13 protein-coding genes are annotated in these 17520 nt (G+C 71.9%); 10 read left to right on the top strand and 3 right to left on the bottom strand.

What is annotated here, in order from left to right; all coding sequences use genetic code 11:
• Window positions 1-7: 7 nt before the first annotated feature.
• The gene (locus ACQUQD_RS35385) at window positions 8-997 is read right to left on the bottom strand and encodes a LacI family DNA-binding transcriptional regulator (RefSeq protein WP_428956274.1); all 990 of its coding nucleotides are present in this window, start codon (window positions 995-997) and stop codon (window positions 8-10) included.
• A gap of 255 nt (window positions 998-1252) precedes the next feature.
• Here ACQUQD_RS35385 and ACQUQD_RS35390 point away from each other — a divergent pair, with 255 nt between their 5' ends.
• The 5 genes from ACQUQD_RS35390 to ACQUQD_RS35410 all read left to right on the top strand — a co-directional run bounded on the left by ACQUQD_RS35390 (window position 1253) and on the right by ACQUQD_RS35410 (window position 8699).
• Window positions 1253-2179: a carbohydrate ABC transporter permease gene (locus tag ACQUQD_RS35390; RefSeq protein WP_428956275.1), complete on the top strand. Its 927-nt coding sequence runs from the start codon at window positions 1253-1255 to the stop codon at window positions 2177-2179.
• Window positions 2180-2184: 5 nt separating this feature from the next.
• A complete protein-coding gene (locus ACQUQD_RS35395; RefSeq protein ID WP_428956276.1) occupies window positions 2185-3114 on the top strand; it encodes a carbohydrate ABC transporter permease in 930 nt (309 codons plus the stop codon).
• Window positions 3115-3191: 77 nt separating this feature from the next.
• Window positions 3192-4529, top strand: coding sequence for an ABC transporter substrate-binding protein (locus ACQUQD_RS35400; protein ID WP_428956277.1), 1338 nt, complete (start codon window positions 3192-3194; stop codon window positions 4527-4529).
• 35 nt (window positions 4530-4564) lie between these two features.
• Window positions 4565-6610 carry a beta-galactosidase gene (locus tag ACQUQD_RS35405; protein ID WP_428956278.1) on the top strand — a complete coding sequence of 682 codons (2046 nt, stop codon included), beginning with the start codon at window positions 4565-4567 and terminating at the stop codon, window positions 6608-6610.
• Between the two features lie 58 nt (window positions 6611-6668).
• Window positions 6669-8699, top strand: coding sequence for an RICIN domain-containing protein (locus ACQUQD_RS35410; protein ID WP_428956279.1), 2031 nt, complete (start codon window positions 6669-6671; stop codon window positions 8697-8699).
• A gap of 209 nt (window positions 8700-8908) precedes the next feature.
• Here the strand turns inward: ACQUQD_RS35410 and ACQUQD_RS35415 are convergent, their stop codons facing one another.
• Both ACQUQD_RS35415 and ACQUQD_RS35420 read right to left on the bottom strand, forming a co-directional pair.
• Window positions 8909-9985 carry a FecCD family ABC transporter permease gene (locus ACQUQD_RS35415; RefSeq protein ID WP_428956280.1) on the bottom strand — a complete coding sequence of 359 codons (1077 nt, stop codon included), beginning with the start codon at window positions 9983-9985 and terminating at the stop codon, window positions 8909-8911.
• On the bottom strand, window positions 9982-11031 hold the full coding sequence (locus ACQUQD_RS35420) for a FecCD family ABC transporter permease (RefSeq protein ID WP_428956281.1): 1050 nt from the start codon (window positions 11029-11031) through the stop codon (window positions 9982-9984). The genes ACQUQD_RS35415 and ACQUQD_RS35420 overlap by 4 nt, the downstream gene beginning before the upstream one ends.
• Before the next feature lie 89 nt (window positions 11032-11120).
• Between ACQUQD_RS35420 and fes the strand changes: the two genes are divergently transcribed.
• The 5 genes from fes (at window position 11121) to ACQUQD_RS35445 (ending at window position 17519) form a co-directional block, all read left to right on the top strand.
• Window positions 11121-12443, top strand: coding sequence for an enterochelin esterase (gene fes, locus ACQUQD_RS35425; RefSeq protein WP_428956282.1), 1323 nt, complete (start codon window positions 11121-11123; stop codon window positions 12441-12443).
• A 50-nt stretch (window positions 12444-12493) separates the two neighbouring features.
• Window positions 12494-13483, top strand: coding sequence for an ABC transporter substrate-binding protein (locus ACQUQD_RS35430; protein ID WP_428956283.1), 990 nt, complete (start codon window positions 12494-12496; stop codon window positions 13481-13483).
• Complete coding sequence (locus ACQUQD_RS35435) at window positions 13483-14301, top strand: 2,3-dihydro-2,3-dihydroxybenzoate dehydrogenase (RefSeq protein ID WP_428957730.1); 819 nt, start codon at window positions 13483-13485, stop codon at window positions 14299-14301. The genes ACQUQD_RS35430 and ACQUQD_RS35435 overlap by 1 nt, the downstream gene beginning before the upstream one ends.
• Before the next feature lie 390 nt (window positions 14302-14691).
• Window positions 14692-15888 carry an isochorismate synthase gene (locus tag ACQUQD_RS35440; RefSeq protein WP_428956284.1) on the top strand — a complete coding sequence of 399 codons (1197 nt, stop codon included), beginning with the start codon at window positions 14692-14694 and terminating at the stop codon, window positions 15886-15888.
• Window positions 15885-17519 carry a (2,3-dihydroxybenzoyl)adenylate synthase gene (locus tag ACQUQD_RS35445; RefSeq protein WP_428956285.1) on the top strand — a complete coding sequence of 545 codons (1635 nt, stop codon included), beginning with the start codon at window positions 15885-15887 and terminating at the stop codon, window positions 17517-17519. Before ACQUQD_RS35440 ends, ACQUQD_RS35445 begins: the two co-directional genes overlap by 4 nt.
• The last annotated feature ends 1 nt before the right edge of the window (window position 17520 follow it).

A 17520-nucleotide genomic window follows, 5' to 3' on the forward strand; every position in this document is an offset into this window, starting at 1 on the left:
GCGGGCCTCACCCCGTCGGCGCCCGCCCCGTACTGTCCCGCACCACCAACCGCGTCGGCACCAACGTCGTCCCCCGCTCCGCCTCGCTCTCCCGCACCTGGCGCAGCGCGCTCTCCACGCAGCGGCGGCCGACCTCGGCGAAGTCCTGGTGGACCGTGGTCAGCGGGGGCAGGAAGGAACCCGAGTCGGGGATGTCGTCGAAGCCGATGACCGAGACGTCCTCGGGGACCCTGCGGCCGCGCTCGTCGAGGGCGCGCAGCAGGCCGAGGGCCATCTGGTCGTTGGCCGCGAACACCGCGGTGCAGTCGGCCTGTTCGGCCAGGCGCAGGCCGGCGCGGTAGCCCGACTCGGCCGACCAGTCGCCGCGCACCAGGGGCGGGACCGCGCGGCCCGCGGCTTCAAGTGCCGTGCGCCAGGCGTCCGTTCGGCGCTGGGCCGCGTACGACTCGGAGGGGCCCGCCAGGTGCCAGACCGTCCGGTGGCCCAGGTCGAGGAGGTGGCGCACCGCGTCGCGCGTGCCGCCCGCCTGGTCCGTGTCCACCACCGCGTAGCGGTCGCCGGCGTCCGAGTCCGCGACCACGACCTTCACGTGCGGCGGCAGCGTGAGGCTCGCCGAGTCGAGCAGATGGACCTCCATGATGACGATGACGGCGTCCACCGCCAGTTCGCCGAGCCGGGAGAACGCGCCGCGCACCTCGTCCTGCGTGGGCACCGCGACCGGCAGGAGCGTGACCGCGTAGCCCTCCTGCGCGGCCGAGGTCGCGATGGCCTCCAGGGTGCGCATGTTGCCCGTCGTGGAGAGCGTGAACGTGATCACGCCGATGGTGCGGAAGTCGCCCCGCTTCAGCGCCCGCGCCGCGCTGTTGGGGCGGTAACCGAGCTCCTTCATCGCGCCGAGGACGCGCTCGCGCGTCTCCTCGTTGACGCCGGGAAAGCCGTTCGAGACGCGGGAGACCGTCTGGGACGAGACGCCCGCGACCCGGGCGACGTCGGCCATCGACGCGTTCTGTGTGCGGCGCCGGGCATCGGCCCTGCCGTGCGCCGGGGCGCTGTCCGTTGCTCCCACCGTTGGCCTCACCCGTCGAGTCGTTCGTTCACGGGGCGACCCTTGACCGCCCTCTGCGGTGCAGTGTAGACATGCCGCCACCGAATGTTTACGTAAACATAACAGCCGTCGGCCGCTTGCGTGCCGTGATGTTTACGCAAACATCCGGGGACCATCCGCGAGGCACGTACGAGCGAGGGACGCGAGATGACGACGCTTCAACCGCCGGCCGCCGCAAGGCCACGACCGGCCGGGCCACCGGTGCGCACGGCGCGCCGCTCGTGGACGGGATGGGGGTTCATCGGCCCCTTCGCGCTCGTCTTCGCCCTGGTCTTCCTGGCGCCGCTCGCGTACTCGGTCTACCTGAGCCTCTTCCGGACCCAGCTCATCGGCGGCACCACCTTCGTGGGCCTGGACAACTACCAACAGGCCCTGCAGGACAGCCAGTTCTGGGAGGGGGTCTCCCGCGTCGGCCTGTTCCTGGTGATCCAGGTTCCGGTCATGCTGGGCATCGCCCTGCTCGTCGCCCTCGCGATCGACAGCGGACGCCTCTACGGCAAGGACTTCTTCCGGATCACCGTCTTCCTCCCGTACGCCGTCCCCGCCGTCGTCGCCACCCTCATGTGGGGCTTCATGTACGGCACCCGCTACGGCCTGGTCGGTGACCTGAACGACGCGTTCGGCGCGAAGCTGCCCGACCCGCTCTCCGCCGACCTGGTCCTCGCCTCCATCGGCAACATCGTGACCTGGGAGTTCGTCGGCTACAACATGCTGATCTTCTTCGCCGCGCTGCGCGTCGTACCCCACTCGCTGTACGAGGCGGCCGAGATCGACGGCGCCGGACAGTGGCGCGTCATCACGGCCATCAAGCTCCCGGCGATCCGCGGCGCCCTCGTCATCGCCACGATCTTCTCGATCATCGGCAGCTTCCAGCTCTTCAACGAGCCCGCGATCCTCCAGAAGCTCGCGCCGAACGCGATCACCACGGACTACACGCCGAACTTCTACACGTACTCGCTGTCCTTCGCGGGCCAGCAGCAGAACTACTCCGCGACCGTCGCCATCGTCATGGGCGTCATCACGATGATCGTCGCCTACGTCGTCCAGCTGCGCGGCATGCGCAAGGGAGCGTGAGCGCGATGACCACCACCACCCCCGTGCGGTCGACGGCACCGCTCAAGGCCGCCGCCCCGCGTCTGCGCACCGTGCGGCGTCACATACCCGGGCGCCCCCGGCGCAGCGTCCCGCTGACCGTGCTCACCGGCGTCGTGCTCGTCTACAGTCTGCTGCCGCTGGTCTGGCTCCTGATCAGCGCCACCAAGTCCCAACAGGGGCTGGCCCGTTCGTTCGGCCTCTGGTTCGACGGGGACTTCGACCTCTGGCACAACATCACCGAGACCTTCACCTACCAGGACGGCGTCTTCGCCCGCTGGCTCCTCAACACCCTGCTGTACGTCGTCGTGGGCGCGGGCGGGGCCACCTTCCTCGCGGTCCTCGGCGGCTACGCGCTGGCCAAGTTCGCCTTCCCCGGCAAGCGCGCCGTGTTCGCCGTCGTCATCGGAGCGGTCGCGGTGCCGGGCACGGCGCTCGCCGTCCCCACGTTCCTGATGTTCAGCAAGATGGGGCTCACCGACACCCCGTGGGCCGTCATCGTCCCGTCGCTGATCTCGCCGTTCGGCCTGTACCTGATGTGGGTGTTCGCCACCGAGGCGATCCCCGCCGAGCTGATGGAGGCCGCCCGCATCGACGGCGCGAGCGAGCTGCGCACCTTCTTCCAGGTCGCCCTGCCGCTGCTCGCGCCCGGCACCGTCACCGTCCTGCTCTTCACCACGGTCGCGACCTGGAACAACTACTTCCTGCCGCTCATCATGCTGAAGGACCCCGACTGGTACCCGCTCACGCTCGGCCTCGACTCCTGGAACAAACAGGCGCAGACGGCCGGCGGCGAGGCCATCCCCCAGCTGGTGCTCACCGGCTCGCTGCTCACCATCGTGCCGCTGATCGCCGCCTTCCTGCTGCTCCAGAAGTACTGGCAGTCCGGGCTCTCCGCCGGAAGCGTCAAGGAGTAGGCACAGCACCGCAGTTCACCCCCCTCTTTCTCTTTCGGGAACCCTCTGTAGGACCACGACGAAGTGGAAGCATGCCCATGCCCCAGCACTCCCGCCGCCTCCTGCGCGGCATAGGTCTCGTCTGCGCCCTCGCCCTCGGGGCCACCGCCTGCGGCGGCTCCGACGACGACTCCGGTGACAAGCAGATCGGCGCGGCCGACATCCGGTCGGCACTGAAGAAGGGCGGCACCGTCACCGTGTGGGCGTGGGAGCCCACCTTGAAGCAGGTCGTCGCCGACTTCGAGAAGAAGTACCCGAAGGTCGACATCAAGCTGGTCAACGCGGGCACCAACAACGACCAGTACAAGGCCCTTTCGAACGCGATCTCGGCGAAGAAGGGCGTCCCGGACGTCGCGCAGATCGAGTACTACGCGCTCGGCCAGTACGCCCTGACGAAGCAGATCACCGACCTCAAGCCCTACGGCGCCGAGAAGCTGGCGGACTCGTACTCGCCGGGGCCGTGGAACTCGGTGAAGTCCGGCGACGGCGTCTACGGCCTGCCCATGGACTCCGGCCCGATGGCGCTCTTCTACAACAAGAAGGTCTTCGACAAGTACAAGATCGCCGTTCCGACGACCTGGGACGAGTACGTCGAGGCCGCCCGCAAGCTCCACAAGGCCGACCCGAAGGCGTACATCACCAGCGACGTCGGCGACGCGGGCATGACCACCAGCCTGCTGTGGCAGGCCGGTTCGCACCCGTACAAGGTCGACGGCACCAAGGTCGGCATCGACTTCACCGACGCGGGCGCGAAGAAGTACACCGACACCTGGCAGAAGCTGATCGACGAGAAGCTCGTCTCGCCGGTCGTCGGCTGGAGCGACGACTGGTACAAGGGCCTCGGCGACGGCACCATCGCCACGCTGCCCATCGGCGCCTGGATGCCCGCCAACTTCGCCTCCGGAGTGAAGGACGCGGCGGGCGACTGGCGCGTGGCCCCGCTGCCGCAGTGGGAGCAGGGCGCGACCGCCAGCTCCGAGAACGGCGGCAGCTCGCTCGCCCTGCCCGAGCTCGGCAAGAACAAGGAGCTCGCCTACGCGTTCGTCGAGTACGCCAACTCCGGCGCGGGCGTGCAGACCCGCATCAAGAACGGCGCGTTCCCGGCCACGACGAAGGACCTCGACTCGCAGGAGTTCCAGGACACCGCGTTCCCGTACTTCGGCGGCCAGAAGGCCAACAAGATCTTCGCCGAGTCCGCGAAGAACGTACCCGCCGACTGGAAGTACCTGCCCTACCAGGTCTACGCCAACTCGATCTTCAACGACACCGTCGGCAAGGCGTACGTCTCCTCGACCAAGCTGACCGCCGGTCTCACGGCGTGGCAGGACGCCTCCGTCAAGTACGGCAACGAACAGGGCTTCACGGTCGAGAAGTAGCCCTCCCTCCGTCCCGCTCTTCCGAAAGGACCTGCATGACCGCCCCCCTCACCTCCCGTTTCCCGTACGCGAAGGGCTCGGACGGCACCCGGCGCCTCGGCTACGGCGCCGACTACAACCCCGAGCAGTGGTCACGGGAGGTGTGGGCGGACGACATCCGGCTCATGCGCGAGGCCGGGGTGAACGTCGTCTCCCTCGCCATCTTCTCCTGGGCCCGGATCCAACCCGCCGCCGACACCTGGGACTTCGGCTGGCTCGACGAGATCATGGACCTGCTGCACGCGGGCGGCATCGGCGTCGACCTGGCGACGGCCACCGCGTCGCCGCCCCCGTGGCTGACCGCCGCGCACCCGGAGATCCTGCCGGTCACCGCGAGCGGAGAGACGCTGTGGCCCGGCGCCCGCCAGCACTGGCGGCCCACCTCGCCCGTCTTCCGCGCGCACGCGCTGAACCTCGTCCGCAAGATCGCGTCCCGCTACGCCGACCATCCGGCGCTGGTCGCCTGGCACGTCAACAACGAACTGGGCTGCCACAACGTCTATGACCACTCCGACGACGCGGCCCGCGCCTTCCGGGCCTGGCTGCGCCGCCGCTACACCACGCTCGACGCCCTCAACACCGCCTGGGGGACGGCGTTCTGGTCCCAGCGCTACAGCGACTGGGAGCAGCTCCTGCCGCCACGGCTCGCCGCCTCGCACCCGAACCCCACCCAGCAGCTCGACTTCAAGCGCTTCTCGTCGGACGCGCTCAAGGACCATCTCCTCGCCGAGCGCGCGATCCTGCGCGAACTCACTCCGGACACGCCCGTCACCACCAACTTCATGGTGATGGGCGGCACCAAGGGCATGGACTACGCGGACTGGGCGGGCGAGGTCGACTTCGTCGCCAACGACCACTACGTCATCCCCGGCCCGCAGGACCGCGACGAGCTGTCCTTCTCCGCCAACCTCAGCAGCGGCATCGCCGGCCATCGCCCCTGGTTCCTGATGGAGCACTCCACCAGCGCGGTGAACTGGCAGCCCGTCAACGTACCCAAGCTGCCCGGCGAGCTCGCCCGGGACTCGCTGCTGCACGTGGCGCACGGCGCCGACGCCGTCTGCTTCTTCCAGTGGCGCCAGTCGGTGGCGGGCGCCGAGAAGTACCACTCGGCGATGGTGCCGCACGCCGGCGCCGACAGCGAACTCTTCCGCTCCGTGGTCGAGCTGGGCCGCACCCTCGACGCGCTCGCCCCGGTCGCGGGCAGCGAGCGCGAGCCCGCCCGGGTGGCGATCCTCTTCGACTGGGACTCGTGGTGGACCAGCGAGCAGGACTCCCACCCCAGCTCGCGCCTCGACTACCACCGTGAGGCCCTCGACTGGTACTCGGCGCTGCACCGTCTCGGCATCCGCGCCGACGTCGTCCCGGCGCACCGCACCGACCTGTCCGCGTACGACGTCGTGATCGCGCCCGTGCTGCACGTGGTGCCGCAGCCGCTCGCCAAGGAGCTCACCCGGTACGTCGAGGGCGGCGGCCACCTCGTCACCACGTACTTCTCCGCGATCGTCGACGAGAACGACCACGTCTGGCTCGGCGGCTACCCGGGCGCCCTGCGCGACGTGCTCGGCATCCGGATCGAGGAGTTCGGGCCGCTGCTCGACGGCGACACCGTCGACCTGGACAACGGCACCACCGGCAGCCTGTGGACCGACCGGATCTCCGTCACCGGCACGGACGTCGAGGTGCTGGCCGGTTACCGGACCGGTGCCTACGCCTCCCGGCCGGCGGTCACCCGCCGCCGCACGGGCCGGGGCTCGGCCGCCTACGTCTCCACGCGCCTCGGTGCCGACGGCCTCGCCGCGCTGCTGCCCGGCCTGCTCGCACCGGCCGGAGTGAGCAGTGAACTCCCGGCGGAGGCACGGGGATCGGTCGAGACGGCGGTACGCCGCGACGGCGAGAGCCGCTACCTCTTCCTGGTCAACCGGAGCGACGAGCCGGTGGAGCTGCCCGGGATCACCGGTGACGTGCTCGTCGGCCCGGAGCCGGGCGACGCGCTGGTCCTGCCGCCGCGCGAAGTCGCCGTGCTCCGGCAGCCCGCCCGCTGAGCCGCACCACCACCGCCGCACCAACCTTCCGCCCGTAGCCATGAGTGGGGAGAGCACGTTGGCACGCCGTACCCGCACAAGACGTTTCCTCGGCCTCGTCGGCACCGCCGCCCTGGTCTCCGGGGCCGCCCTGGCCACCGCGCCGCCGGTGACCGCGGCGCCCGCGGCCGTCACGGTCACCCCCGATCCCTCGTACCGGCAGCAGCGGTTCGAGGGCTGGGGCACCAGCCTCGTCTGGTTCGCGAACGTCACCGGCGGCTACCCGAAGGAGATCCGGGAGAAGCTCGCCGACCTGCTCTTCGGCGACGACGGGCTCGCCCTCAACATCGCCCGCTACAACATCGGTGGCGGCAACGCCCCTGATGTACGGGACTACTTGAGGGCGGGCGGTGCGGTCGAGGGCTGGTGGCAGGCGCCCGCGGGCACCACGCGCCAGGACACCGACTGGTGGGACGCCGACGACCCGGCGGACTGGAACCCGGACGCCGACGCCACCCAGCGCTGGTGGGTGAACCGCATCAAGGACGACATCGATCACTGGGAGACGTTCAGCAACTCCCCGCCGTACTTCATGACGGAGAGCGGCTACGTCTCCGGAAACCTCGACGCGAACAAGGACCAGCTCAAGACCGGATCGGTCGACGACTTCGCGGCGTACGTCGCCGCAGTCACCGAGCGACTGGAGAAGGCGGAGGGCATCAAGGTCGACACCGTCGATCCGTTCAACGAGCCCAACACCGGCTACTGGGGCACGCAGTTGGGTGCCGACGGCGAGCCGACCGGCGGCCGGCAGGAAGGCGCGCACATAGGTCCCGAGCTCCAGCAGAAGGTCATCAAGGCCCTCGCGCCCGCCCTGAAGAAGGCCGGGACCGGGGCGGAGATCGCCGCGATGGACGAGACCAACCCGGGCATCTTCGCGACGAACTGGAACAGCTACCCGGCCGACGTGAAGGGCCTCGTCGGGCAGATGAACGTCCACACGTACGGCACCGGCGGCCGCACCACGGTCCGTGATCTCGCCAAGGCGGCCGGCAAGCCGCTGTGGATGAGCGAGGTCGAGGGCGACTGGGGCGACGGGCAGTCCTTCACCGACATGCGGCCGGGCCTCGGGCTCGCCCAGCAGATGGTCGACGACCTGCGCGAACTGGAGCCCACCGCCTGGGTCTTCTGGCAGCCCGTCGAGGACCACGACAACATGAAGCCGGGCGGCGAGTCAGCGAAGGGCGGCAACTGGGGCGAGATCCAGCTCCCCTTCAGCTGCACCGCGAAGGACACCCTCGCGTCCTGCCCGGTCCGGACCAACACCAAGTTCGACACCGCCCGCAACTTCACGCACTACATCCGGCCGGGCGACAGCCTGGTCAAGGTCGACGACACCAGCAGCGCCGCGGCCGTCCCGGAGAACGGCAAGGGGGCGACGGTCGTCCACGTCAACCGCACGACCGACGCCCGTACGGTCACGCTGGACCTGTCCACGTTCGCGAAGATCCGCCACGGCGCCACCGTCACCCCGGTCGTGACCAGCGCCGACGGCAAGCTCCAGCGGCACGCGGCCGTCCCGGTCCGCGGCAAGAAGGCCACGTTCACGGTGCCGGCGCAGTCGGTGACCTCGTTCGTGGTCGACGGGGTGTCCGGCGTCGCGAAGGACGCGGCGACGCTGCGGAAGGGGCACACGTACGAGCTGACCGGCGTGCAGAGCGGCAAGGACCTCACGGTCGCCGACGACGGCGGCGGGCTCGTCATCAGGGCCGGGGCGTCCGGCGCCGGGCAGCGGTGGACGCTGCGGCAGATCAGCGGCCGGAGCGCGGACAACCGGAAGCAGTACGTGTTCGCCGGCGCGGCGAGCGGCAAGCGGCTCGCCGTACGCGACGACGTACCGGTCGTCGAGCCGAACACCGGACGGCGTGACGCGGCGGCCCGATGGATCCTGTCGTCGACCGGCGACGGCACGTACACCCTCGTCAACGCAGGGACCGGCAAGCTCCTCGAAGTCGGCGGGCAGGCCACGCACGACGGCGCTGCCGTCACCACGTATCAGCCCAACTCCGGGGCGAACCAACGGTGGAAGGTCACGGACGTGACGCCGTGACCGGACGGTCGCCCACGCGCCCCACGGCCTCGTGCCGTGGGGCGCGCTCCTGTGTCACGGCACCGGCACGCGGCCCCCGGCGAAGGTGGCCGCCAGGCCGTCGGACGCCGGCCGACCCGTCGCGTACGGCACGCGCGACGAACTCCTCGCACCAGGCGGCCCGTACGCCCGGCCGGGGCGCCGAGCGGGCTCCGGTCAGGACCTTCCGGTCACACATGCTGCGCCCTGCGCTCCCGCAACAGCAGCCACGCCAGGAACAGGCCGCCGCCGACCCCGGTCACCACGCCCACCGGCATCAGCGCCGAACCGGTCACGCGCTGCGTCACCAGGTCCGCGGCCGTCACCAGAAGGGCACCCGTCCACGCGGAGGGCAGCACGTTCGGACCCGCCGCCCGGGTGACGCGGCGGGCCAGCTGGGGCGAGGCCATCGCGAGGAACGGGATCGGACCGGCCGCGGCCACCGCCATCGCGGTCAGGCCGGTGCCCGCGCACAGCAGGATCAGGCGGCTGCGCTCGGGCGGCACACCGAGCGCGCCCGCCGTGTCGTCGCCCATCTCCAGCATGGTCAGCCGCCGCCCGTACACCAGGACGACGGGAACACAGGCCACCAGGCCGAGCGCGGCCGTCCGCACCTCGCTCCAGCCGCGGTCGTTGAGGGAGCCGATCATCCAGCTCGCCGCCTGCGCCGCCTTGCCGATGTCGGCACGGATGTAGAGGAAGCTCGTCGCGGCCCCGAGCACCGCGGACACGCCGATGCCGACGAGCACGAGCCGGTATCCGTGCACACCGCGGCGCCAGGCCAGCAGATAGACCGCCGCGGCCGTGGCGAAACCGCCGAGCAGCGCGCCGAGGGCGGTCTGCGGCGCGCCCGCGTTCAGGAAGATGATCGCGACGAGCGCACCCGCCGACGCGCCGTTGCCGAACCCGATGATGTCCGGGCTGCCCAGCGGATTGCGGGTGAGTGACTGGAAGACGGCGCCGGCCATCCCGGTCGCGAAACCGACCAGGACGGCCACGAGGGCCCGCGGCAGCCGGAGGTCCAGCACGATGAACTCGGCGCCGGGCGGCCCGTTCCCGGCGAACGTCCGCAGGACCTGTGCGGGCGACAGCTCGTAGGTGCCCGTGCCGACGGAGAGCACCACCAGGCACGCCGTGACCGCGATCAGCGCGAGGCAGACGAGCACCGTGCGCGGGTCGAAGCGGAGCGAGCAGCGCCCCGCGCGCAGCCGGCCCCGGCGCCACTCGGCGCGGACCGGCCGCTGTCCGTCCTTCACCAGGGTCGTCACAGCTGGGCCACCTTCCGCCGGCGGACGAGATGAATGAAGAGCAGGCCACCGAGGAACGAGGTGACGATGTCCGCCTGGATCTCGGACGGCGGCACCACGATCCGGCCGATCACGTCGGCCACGAGCAGCAGGGCGGGTGCGAACAGGGCGCAGTAGGGGAGCATCCAGCGCGGGTCGGGGCCGGTGAACGCGCGGACCGCGTGCGGGACCATCAGGCCGACGAAGCCGATCGGCCCGCACACGGCGGTGGCGCTGCCGCACAGCAGGGTGAGGGCCACGATGGACAGCACGCGGGTGCGCCGCACCGAGGTGCCGAGCGCGCGGGCATGGTCCTCGCCCAGCGAGAGGGCGCCGAGCGGCCGGGCCAGGGCAAAGGCCAGCAGGGCGCCGGCGATCAGCAACGGCAGAGCGGTGAGCAGGAGTTCGGGGTCGCGCTTCTCGAGCGTGCCGACGGACCAGTGGCGCATCGAGTCGAGGGTGCTCAGATCCCACAGCTGCAGGCCGTTCACGTAGCCGAACAGGGCCGCGTTGACGGCGGTGCCCGCGAGGGCGAGGCGGACCGGGGTCGCCGCGCGGGTGCCGCCCAGCGCGTTCACGAGCACGGCCGCGACGGCCGCGCCGAGCAGCGCGAACCACAGGTATCCGGTGAACGACGTGATGCCGAACACGCTGATCGCGGTGACGACGGCGGCCGACGACCCCGCGTTCACGCCCAACAGGCCCGGGTCGGCGAGCGGGTTGCGGGTCAGGACCTGCATCACGCCGCCGGCCAGACCGAGCGCCGCGCCGACGGCGATCCCGATGAGGGTCCGCGGCAGCCGCAGCTCTCTCACGATGTTCTCGAACCGGGAGTCCGAGGGCGAGAACAGGCCGGACCACACGTCGCCCGGCGGAATGTGCTCCGCGCCCACGGCCAGCGACAACGCGCACGCCGCGAGGAGGAGGACCACACCGAGGACCAGACCGGTGACCCGTGGGGGACGACTGCGGGGTGTGGCCGAGAGTCGCGGTGTTTCTCCCGGGCGGGGACGCGTTCCAGTCAGCATGTGATTAGCTTAGGCTAACCTTACTAAGTCTGCTAACAATTACGTTGACGAAAATGCCTGGTCGTTGACGGACCGGAGGAAGAGGAGCCATGCGCGTCCAGACCGCGGACCCCGCCGCCCTGTCGGACCACCGGCCGATCCGCGTCACCGGACCGCGCGTCGCGCACCTCCTGGAGTGCCTGACCGGGGCCGACGACGCCGGACGGGCCCGCCTCGCCGAGGAGTTCTGGCAGGACGTGACGGCCCTCGGCACCCCACTCGTCGAGGAGCTCGACGGCGAGCCCGACCACCGGGCCGTCACCTTCCTGTGGCGCGGCCACCGGGCCACCCGCCAGGTGCTGCTCCTGGCCAACCGGCTCGTCGACCGCGACGACCTGGCCGGATCCCTCCTGGAGCGCGCCGCCGGCACCGACATCTGGCACCTCGGACTGCGGCTGCGCGCCGACCACCGCGGCACCTACCGCCTCGCCGCCGACATCTCCGCCAAGGAGCCGCCCGCCGATCCCGGCATCCTCCAGACGCGCCTGCGCTCCCTCGCCGTGCACGCCTCCCGCGACCCGCTCAACCCCCGATCCCTGCCCACCCGTTGGACCGCGGCCGACACATCGGTCTTCGCCCTGCCGGACGCGCCCGCCGAGGCGTGGACGCGCCCGCCCGGCGCGATACCGGCCGGTCGCGTCGAGCGGCACCGCACGGCTGCCCCGCCGCTCGGCGGACACCGCGACGTCTGGACCTACCTGCCGCCCGGACGCCGCCCCGACGACGACCCGCTGCCCGTCCTGGTCCTCTGCGACGGCGACATGTGGCTCGGCCGCATCGGACTGCAGCACACCCTCGACGCACTGATCGCCCAGGGGAAGCTGCCGCCGCTCGCCGTGCTCGCGCCCGACGCCGTCGACCGCGCCACCCGGAACCGCGAACTCGGCGCGCGGGACGCCTTCGTGGAATTCCTCGCCGACGCACTCCTGCCCTGGGCGGCCGGCCGCTGGCCCGTCACCGCCGACCCGGCCCGCACCGTCGTCGCCGGCCAGAGCCTCGGCGGCATGGCCGCCCTGCACGCCGGCCATCTGCGCCCCGACCGGTTCGGCCACGTGATCGCCCAGTCGCCGTCCCTGTGGTGGCGGCCCGGACTGCCGTCGGACGTACCGCAGAAACACGTCTTCGGGGTGCCCTGGCTCGTCGCCCGGTACGCCGCCGCCGAGCCGCGGCCCGTCACCGTCCACCTCGACGTCGGCCTGCACGAAGGCGCGATGGTCGACCACTGCAGGGCCCTCTACGACACCTTGCACTCGGCCCGCTACCAGGTCACCCGGCGCGAGTTCAACGGCGGGCACGACTACGCCTGTTGGCACGTCGCCCTGGCCGACACCCTCATCCGCCTGCTGGGCCCCGGGCCCGGCAGGACCCACTAGTCCCCACGCGCCACCGTTCCACTCTTCTTGCCCTTAGGAGCATCACGCACATGTCCTCCAACCGAACCTCCCGCCGCGCGGTCCTGCTATCCTGCACCGCCGCCGTCACGGGAGCCCTGCTCCTCAGCGCCTGCGGCAGCGACAACGGCGACGACAGTGACAGCGGCGGCAAGGACAAGGCGGCGGCCACCACGCGACAGATCACCGACGCCCAGGGCCGCGAGGTCAAGGTGCCCAGCGACCCGCAGAAGGTCGTCACGCTCAGCGAGCCGACCACCGACGCCACGCTGGCCCTCGGCATGGAACCGGTCGGTGTGACCGCGGGCCGCGGCCAGCGGGGCGTCTCCACCTACCTCGCCGACAAGGCGTCCACGGCGCAGGTCGTCGCCACCGTCGCCGAGGCCGACATGGAGAAACTGGCCGCGCTCCAGCCCGACCTGATCCTGCTCGACGAGACGACCGGCGCGAAGAAGACCGTCGACAAGCTCCAGGAGATCGCGCCGACCGTCGTCACCGCCAAGCTCAACGAGGACTGGAAGAAGTCCTTCACCGACACCGCCGACGCCCTCAACAAGAAGGCCGACGCCGAGAAGTGGCTGACGGACTTCGACAGCGAGGTCGCCGACGTCAAGAAGCGGCTCGGCGACAACGCCGGCACGTCCGTCTCCGTGATCCGCTGGCAGGACGGCGCGCCCTCGGTCGTCGGCAAGGGCGACGGCGTCGTCGCCTCCACCCTCAAGGCGCTCGGGACGACCCGGCCGAAGGACCAGCAGGGCGCGAGCACCGGCCACAGCGAGCCCGTCTCCCTGGAGAAGCTCGACACCATCGACGGCGACTGGCTGTTCTTCGGGACGCTCGGCGACAAGGCCGACGGCGAGAAGGCGTACGGCGAGGCGCAGAAGGTCACCAACTTCGCCAAGCTGCACGCCGAGAAGGACCAGCACGTCGTGGTCGTCGAGGGCTCGGCCTGGAACAGCGCCGGCGGCCCGCTCTCCGCGCAGATCGTCCTCGACGACCTCAAGGGGGCGCTCGCCAAGTGATATCCGGTCAGGTACACGCCGACATCTCCGCGGGAGAACTGGCCGGCCGGATCGCCCTCGTCACAGGGGCGGGCCGGGGCATCGGCGAGGCGGTGGTCGCCGCGCTCGCCGGGCGCGGCGCCCGCGTTCTGGCCACCGACCTCGACGGCCTCGCCGCCGAGAAGGTCGCGGCACGGTACGACGGCGACCACGTGGTCGCCCGCCCGCTCGACGTCACCGACGCCACCGCCGTCGAGACCCTCGTCGCCGCCGCCGAGGACACGCTCGGACCGCTGGACATCGCGGTCAACGTCGCCGGAATCCTGCGCAGCGCACCCGCCGTCGAGCTCAGCGACGAGGACTGGGCCGCCACCTTCGCGGTCAACACCAACGGCGTCTTCCACGTCTCCCGCTCCACCGCCCGCCGGATGAGCGCACGCGGCGCGGGCAGCATCGTCACCGTCGCCTCCAACGCGGCCGGCATCCCCCGCGCCGGCATGTCCGCGTACGCCGCGTCGAAGGCCGCCACCGCGATGTTCACCAAATGCCTCGGCCTCGAAGTCGCCGCGCGTGGCGTGCGCTGCAACACCGTCTGTCCCGGCTCGACCCTCACCGACATGCAGCGCGGCATGTGGGCGGAGTCCGGCGCCGACATCGAGGCGGCCCGGCGCTCCGTCATCGAGGGCGACCTCGGAGCCCACCGCACCGGCATCCCGCTCGGCCGGATCGCGGACCCGGCCGACATCGCGGAGGCCGTGGCGTTCCTCGCCTCCGACCGCGCCCGGCACATCACGCTCCACGACCTGTACGTCGACGGCGGCGCGACGCTCCGCGGGTAGCGGGGTCCGCCTTCTCGTCCGCCGGGGGCGCTTGTTCGGCGGGTGCGGGTGGGTGGCGGCTGGTCGCGCAGTTCCCCGCGCCCCTGGAGATGCGCACTGCGTGCGCCATCTCCCATCGATGAAGGCGAGCGGCGAAGCCGCAGCCTTCAGGGGCGCGGGGAACTGCGCGAGAAGCCCCACGCACCCGCACCCGCCCCACGCACCCGCACCCGCCCCACGCACCCGCACCCGCCCCACGCACCCGCACCCGCCCCACGCACCCGCACCCGCACCCGCCCCACGCACCCGCACCCGCCCCACGCACCCGCACCCGCCACGGCGAAAGGGCGCACCCACCCCCACCCCCACGCTCCCGCGCCCCCACTCCACCCCCACACCCAGGAGGCAACGATGACCACGTCCGTCCACGAACCCGTCACCACCCCACCGGAGGTGACCGGCACAGCGACCGCCCTCCTCGACGACTACCGCCCGCACTCCGACCGTTTCCTCGCCACGCCCCACCGCACCCTCCTCGGCCACGGCATCGCCGCCGAACTCCCGCACGACAAGAGGCCGTTGGGCCAGCGGGTGCGCGCCCTCCTCGACGACCGCCGCCGCGCGGGCCACCCCGACCCCGTCGTCATGGGCGCCCTGCCGTTCGACCCCGCCGCGCCGCCCGCCCTCACCGTCCCGGAGAACGTGCGCTGGGCGCCGCCGCTGCGCGAGGACCCGCTGATCGCCCTGCCCGTGCCGCCCCCCGAGAACGCGGCCGACTGGCAGGTCAGGGAGGTGCCCGCCGCCGAGGAGTACGGCGCCGCGGTCGCCGCGGCCGTCGCCCGCATGCGGGCCGGGGAGTTCGACAAGGTCGTCCTCGCCCGCACCCTCGAACTGACCGGCCCGGTCGCCCCCGACCTGCCCGCGATGCTGCGCCGCCTGGCCCGCCGCGACCCCGCGGGCTACACGTTCGCCGTGCCCAGCGGCGCCGGCCGCACGCTCATCGGCGCGAGCCCCGAACTCCTCGTCGCCCGGCGCGGACCGACCCTCACCGCGAACCCGCTCGCCGGGTCCGCGCCCCGCAGCGCCGACCTCGCCGAGGACGTCCGGCGCGCCGCCGCGCTCCTCGAGTCCCCGAAGGACCTGCACGAACACGCCGTCGTCGTGGCCGCCGTACGCGCCGCGCTCGCCCCGTTCTGCAGCCGCCTCGACGTCCCCGAGCGCCCCACCCTGGTGCGTACGGCCGCGATGTGGCACCTGTCGACCACCGTCACCGGGGAGCTCGCCGACACCGCCACCACCGCCCTCGACCTCGCCTCGGCACTGCACCCGACCCCGGCCGTCTGCGGCACCCCCACGGATGTGGCCCGCGCGGTGATCGCGGACTCCGAGCCCTTCGACCGGGGCGCGTACACCGGCATGGTCGGCTGGCAGAACGCGGACGGCGACGGCGAATGGGTCGTCACCATCCGCTGTGCCGAGGCCGAGGGCGGACTGCTCCGCCTGTTCGCCGGCGCCGGTGTCGTGGCCGCCTCGTCACCGGAGGCCGAGACCGCCGAGACCGGCGCCAAATTCCGTACGTTCCTCAACGCCGTGGGGGCGAGCCTGTGAACACCGCCGCCTCCACGGTCCCGGACGCGCCCACCTGGCCCGCCGAGTTCGCCGAGCGGTACCGGGCCGCCGGCTACTGGCGCGGCGAGACCTTCCCCGGCATGCTGCGCGAGCGCGCCGACTCCCACCCCGACCGCATCGCCCTCGTCGATCCCGCGCCGGCCCGCCGCACCTGGACGTACCGTGAACTCCACGAGCGGGCCGAGGAGTTGGCGGCCGGGTTCGCCGCCCGGGGCATCGGCACGGGGGACCGCGTCGTCGTCCAGCTCCCGAACGTCGGCGAGTTCGTCGAGGTCGTCTTCGCCCTCTTCCGGATCGGCGCCCTGCCCGTGTACGCGCTGCCCGCCCACCGCGAGACGGAGATCGCCTACTTCTGCTCGTTCGCCGAGGCCGTCGCCTACGTCATACCCGACCGGCACGCGGGCTTCGACCACCGCGAACTGGCCGCCCGCGTCAAGCAGAACACGCCGAGCCTGCGCCACGTCTTCGTCGCCGGAGAGGCGGGGGAGCACACGCCCCTGGCGGACGTGCTCGGCGAACCGGCCGCGCTCGACCGCGGGCCCGAGCCCCATGACCTCGCCTTCCTCCAGCTCTCCGGCGGCACCACCGGCGTCCCCAAACTGATCCCGCGCACCCACGACGACTACCTGTACTCGCTGTGGGGCTCGAACGAGATCTGCGGCGTCGACGCCGGGACCCGCTTCCTGGTCGTCCTGCCCGCCGCCCACAACTTCCCCATGAGCTCGCCGGGTTGGCTCGGCGTGCTGTACGCGGGCGGCACCGTGGTGATGTCCCCGGGCACCGACCCCGAGACGGCGTTCCCGCTCGTCGCGGCGGAGCGGATCACCATGACGGGCCTCGTCCCGCCGCTCGCCCTCGTGTGGACGGGGGCAGGGCCCGATACGCGGTACGACCTGAGTTCTCTGGAGCTGATCCTCGTCGGCGGCGCCAAGTACAGCGAGGCGGCCGCCCGTCGCCTCACGCCCGCGCTCGGCTGCCCGCTCATGCAGGTCTTCGGCATGGCCGAGGGCCTGGTCAACTACACCCGCCTGGACGACGACCCGGAGACGGTCGTCACCACGCAGGGCCTGCCGATCTCCCCGGACGACGAGATCCGCATCGTCGACGACGCCGACGAGGACGTCCCCGAGGGTGCGTTCGGCCATCTGCTGACCCGGGGTCCGTACACGATCCGCGGCTACTGGCGCGCCCCCGAGCACAACGCCCGCGCCTTCACCGACGACGGCTTCTACCGCACCGGCGACATCGTGCGCCGCACCCCGACCGGGCACCTGGTCGTCGAGGGCCGGGCCAAGGACCAGATCAACCGGGGCGGCGAGAAGGTCGCCCCCGAGGAGATCGAGAACATCATCCTCGCCCACCCCGCGGTCCACGACGTCTCGGTCGTCGCCGTGCCCGACGCGTACCTCGGCGAGCGCTCCCTGGCCTACGTGATCCTGCGCGAGGGCGCCGAACCGCTCAAGCCCGTCGCCGTGAAGCGGTTCGTGCGGGAACGGGGCATCGCCGCGTACAAGGTCCCCGACCTCGTCGAGTTCGTCGACGTCTTCCCGCAGACCGGCATCGGCAAGGTCAGCAAGAAGCAGCAGCGGTCCGCCGCCGAACAGCACTGAG

This window comes from Streptomyces sp. cg35 (assembly GCF_050410835.1).
In the GTDB taxonomy this organism is placed as follows: domain Bacteria; phylum Actinomycetota; class Actinomycetes; order Streptomycetales; family Streptomycetaceae; genus Streptomyces.

Excerpts from the sequence above, each read along its gene's own strand:
- ACQUQD_RS35385 (WP_428956274.1), bottom strand. The coding sequence starts at position 997 with ATGGCCGACGTCGCCCGGGTCGCGGGCGTCTCGTCCCAGACGGTCTCC.
- ACQUQD_RS35390 (WP_428956275.1), top strand. The coding sequence starts at position 1,253 with ATGACGACGCTTCAACCGCCGGCCGCCGCAAGGCCACGACCGGCCGGG.
- ACQUQD_RS35395 (WP_428956276.1), top strand. The coding sequence starts at position 2,185 with ATGACCACCACCACCCCCGTGCGGTCGACGGCACCGCTCAAGGCCGCC.
- ACQUQD_RS35400 (WP_428956277.1), top strand. The coding sequence starts at position 3,192 with ATGCCCCAGCACTCCCGCCGCCTCCTGCGCGGCATAGGTCTCGTCTGC.
- ACQUQD_RS35405 (WP_428956278.1), top strand. The coding sequence starts at position 4,565 with ATGACCGCCCCCCTCACCTCCCGTTTCCCGTACGCGAAGGGCTCGGAC.
- ACQUQD_RS35420 (WP_428956281.1), bottom strand. The coding sequence starts at position 11,031 with ATGCTGACTGGAACGCGTCCCCGCCCGGGAGAAACACCGCGACTCTCG.
- fes (WP_428956282.1), top strand. The coding sequence starts at position 11,121 with ATGCGCGTCCAGACCGCGGACCCCGCCGCCCTGTCGGACCACCGGCCG.
- ACQUQD_RS35430 (WP_428956283.1), top strand. The coding sequence starts at position 12,494 with ATGTCCTCCAACCGAACCTCCCGCCGCGCGGTCCTGCTATCCTGCACC.
- ACQUQD_RS35440 (WP_428956284.1), top strand. The coding sequence starts at position 14,692 with ATGACCACGTCCGTCCACGAACCCGTCACCACCCCACCGGAGGTGACC.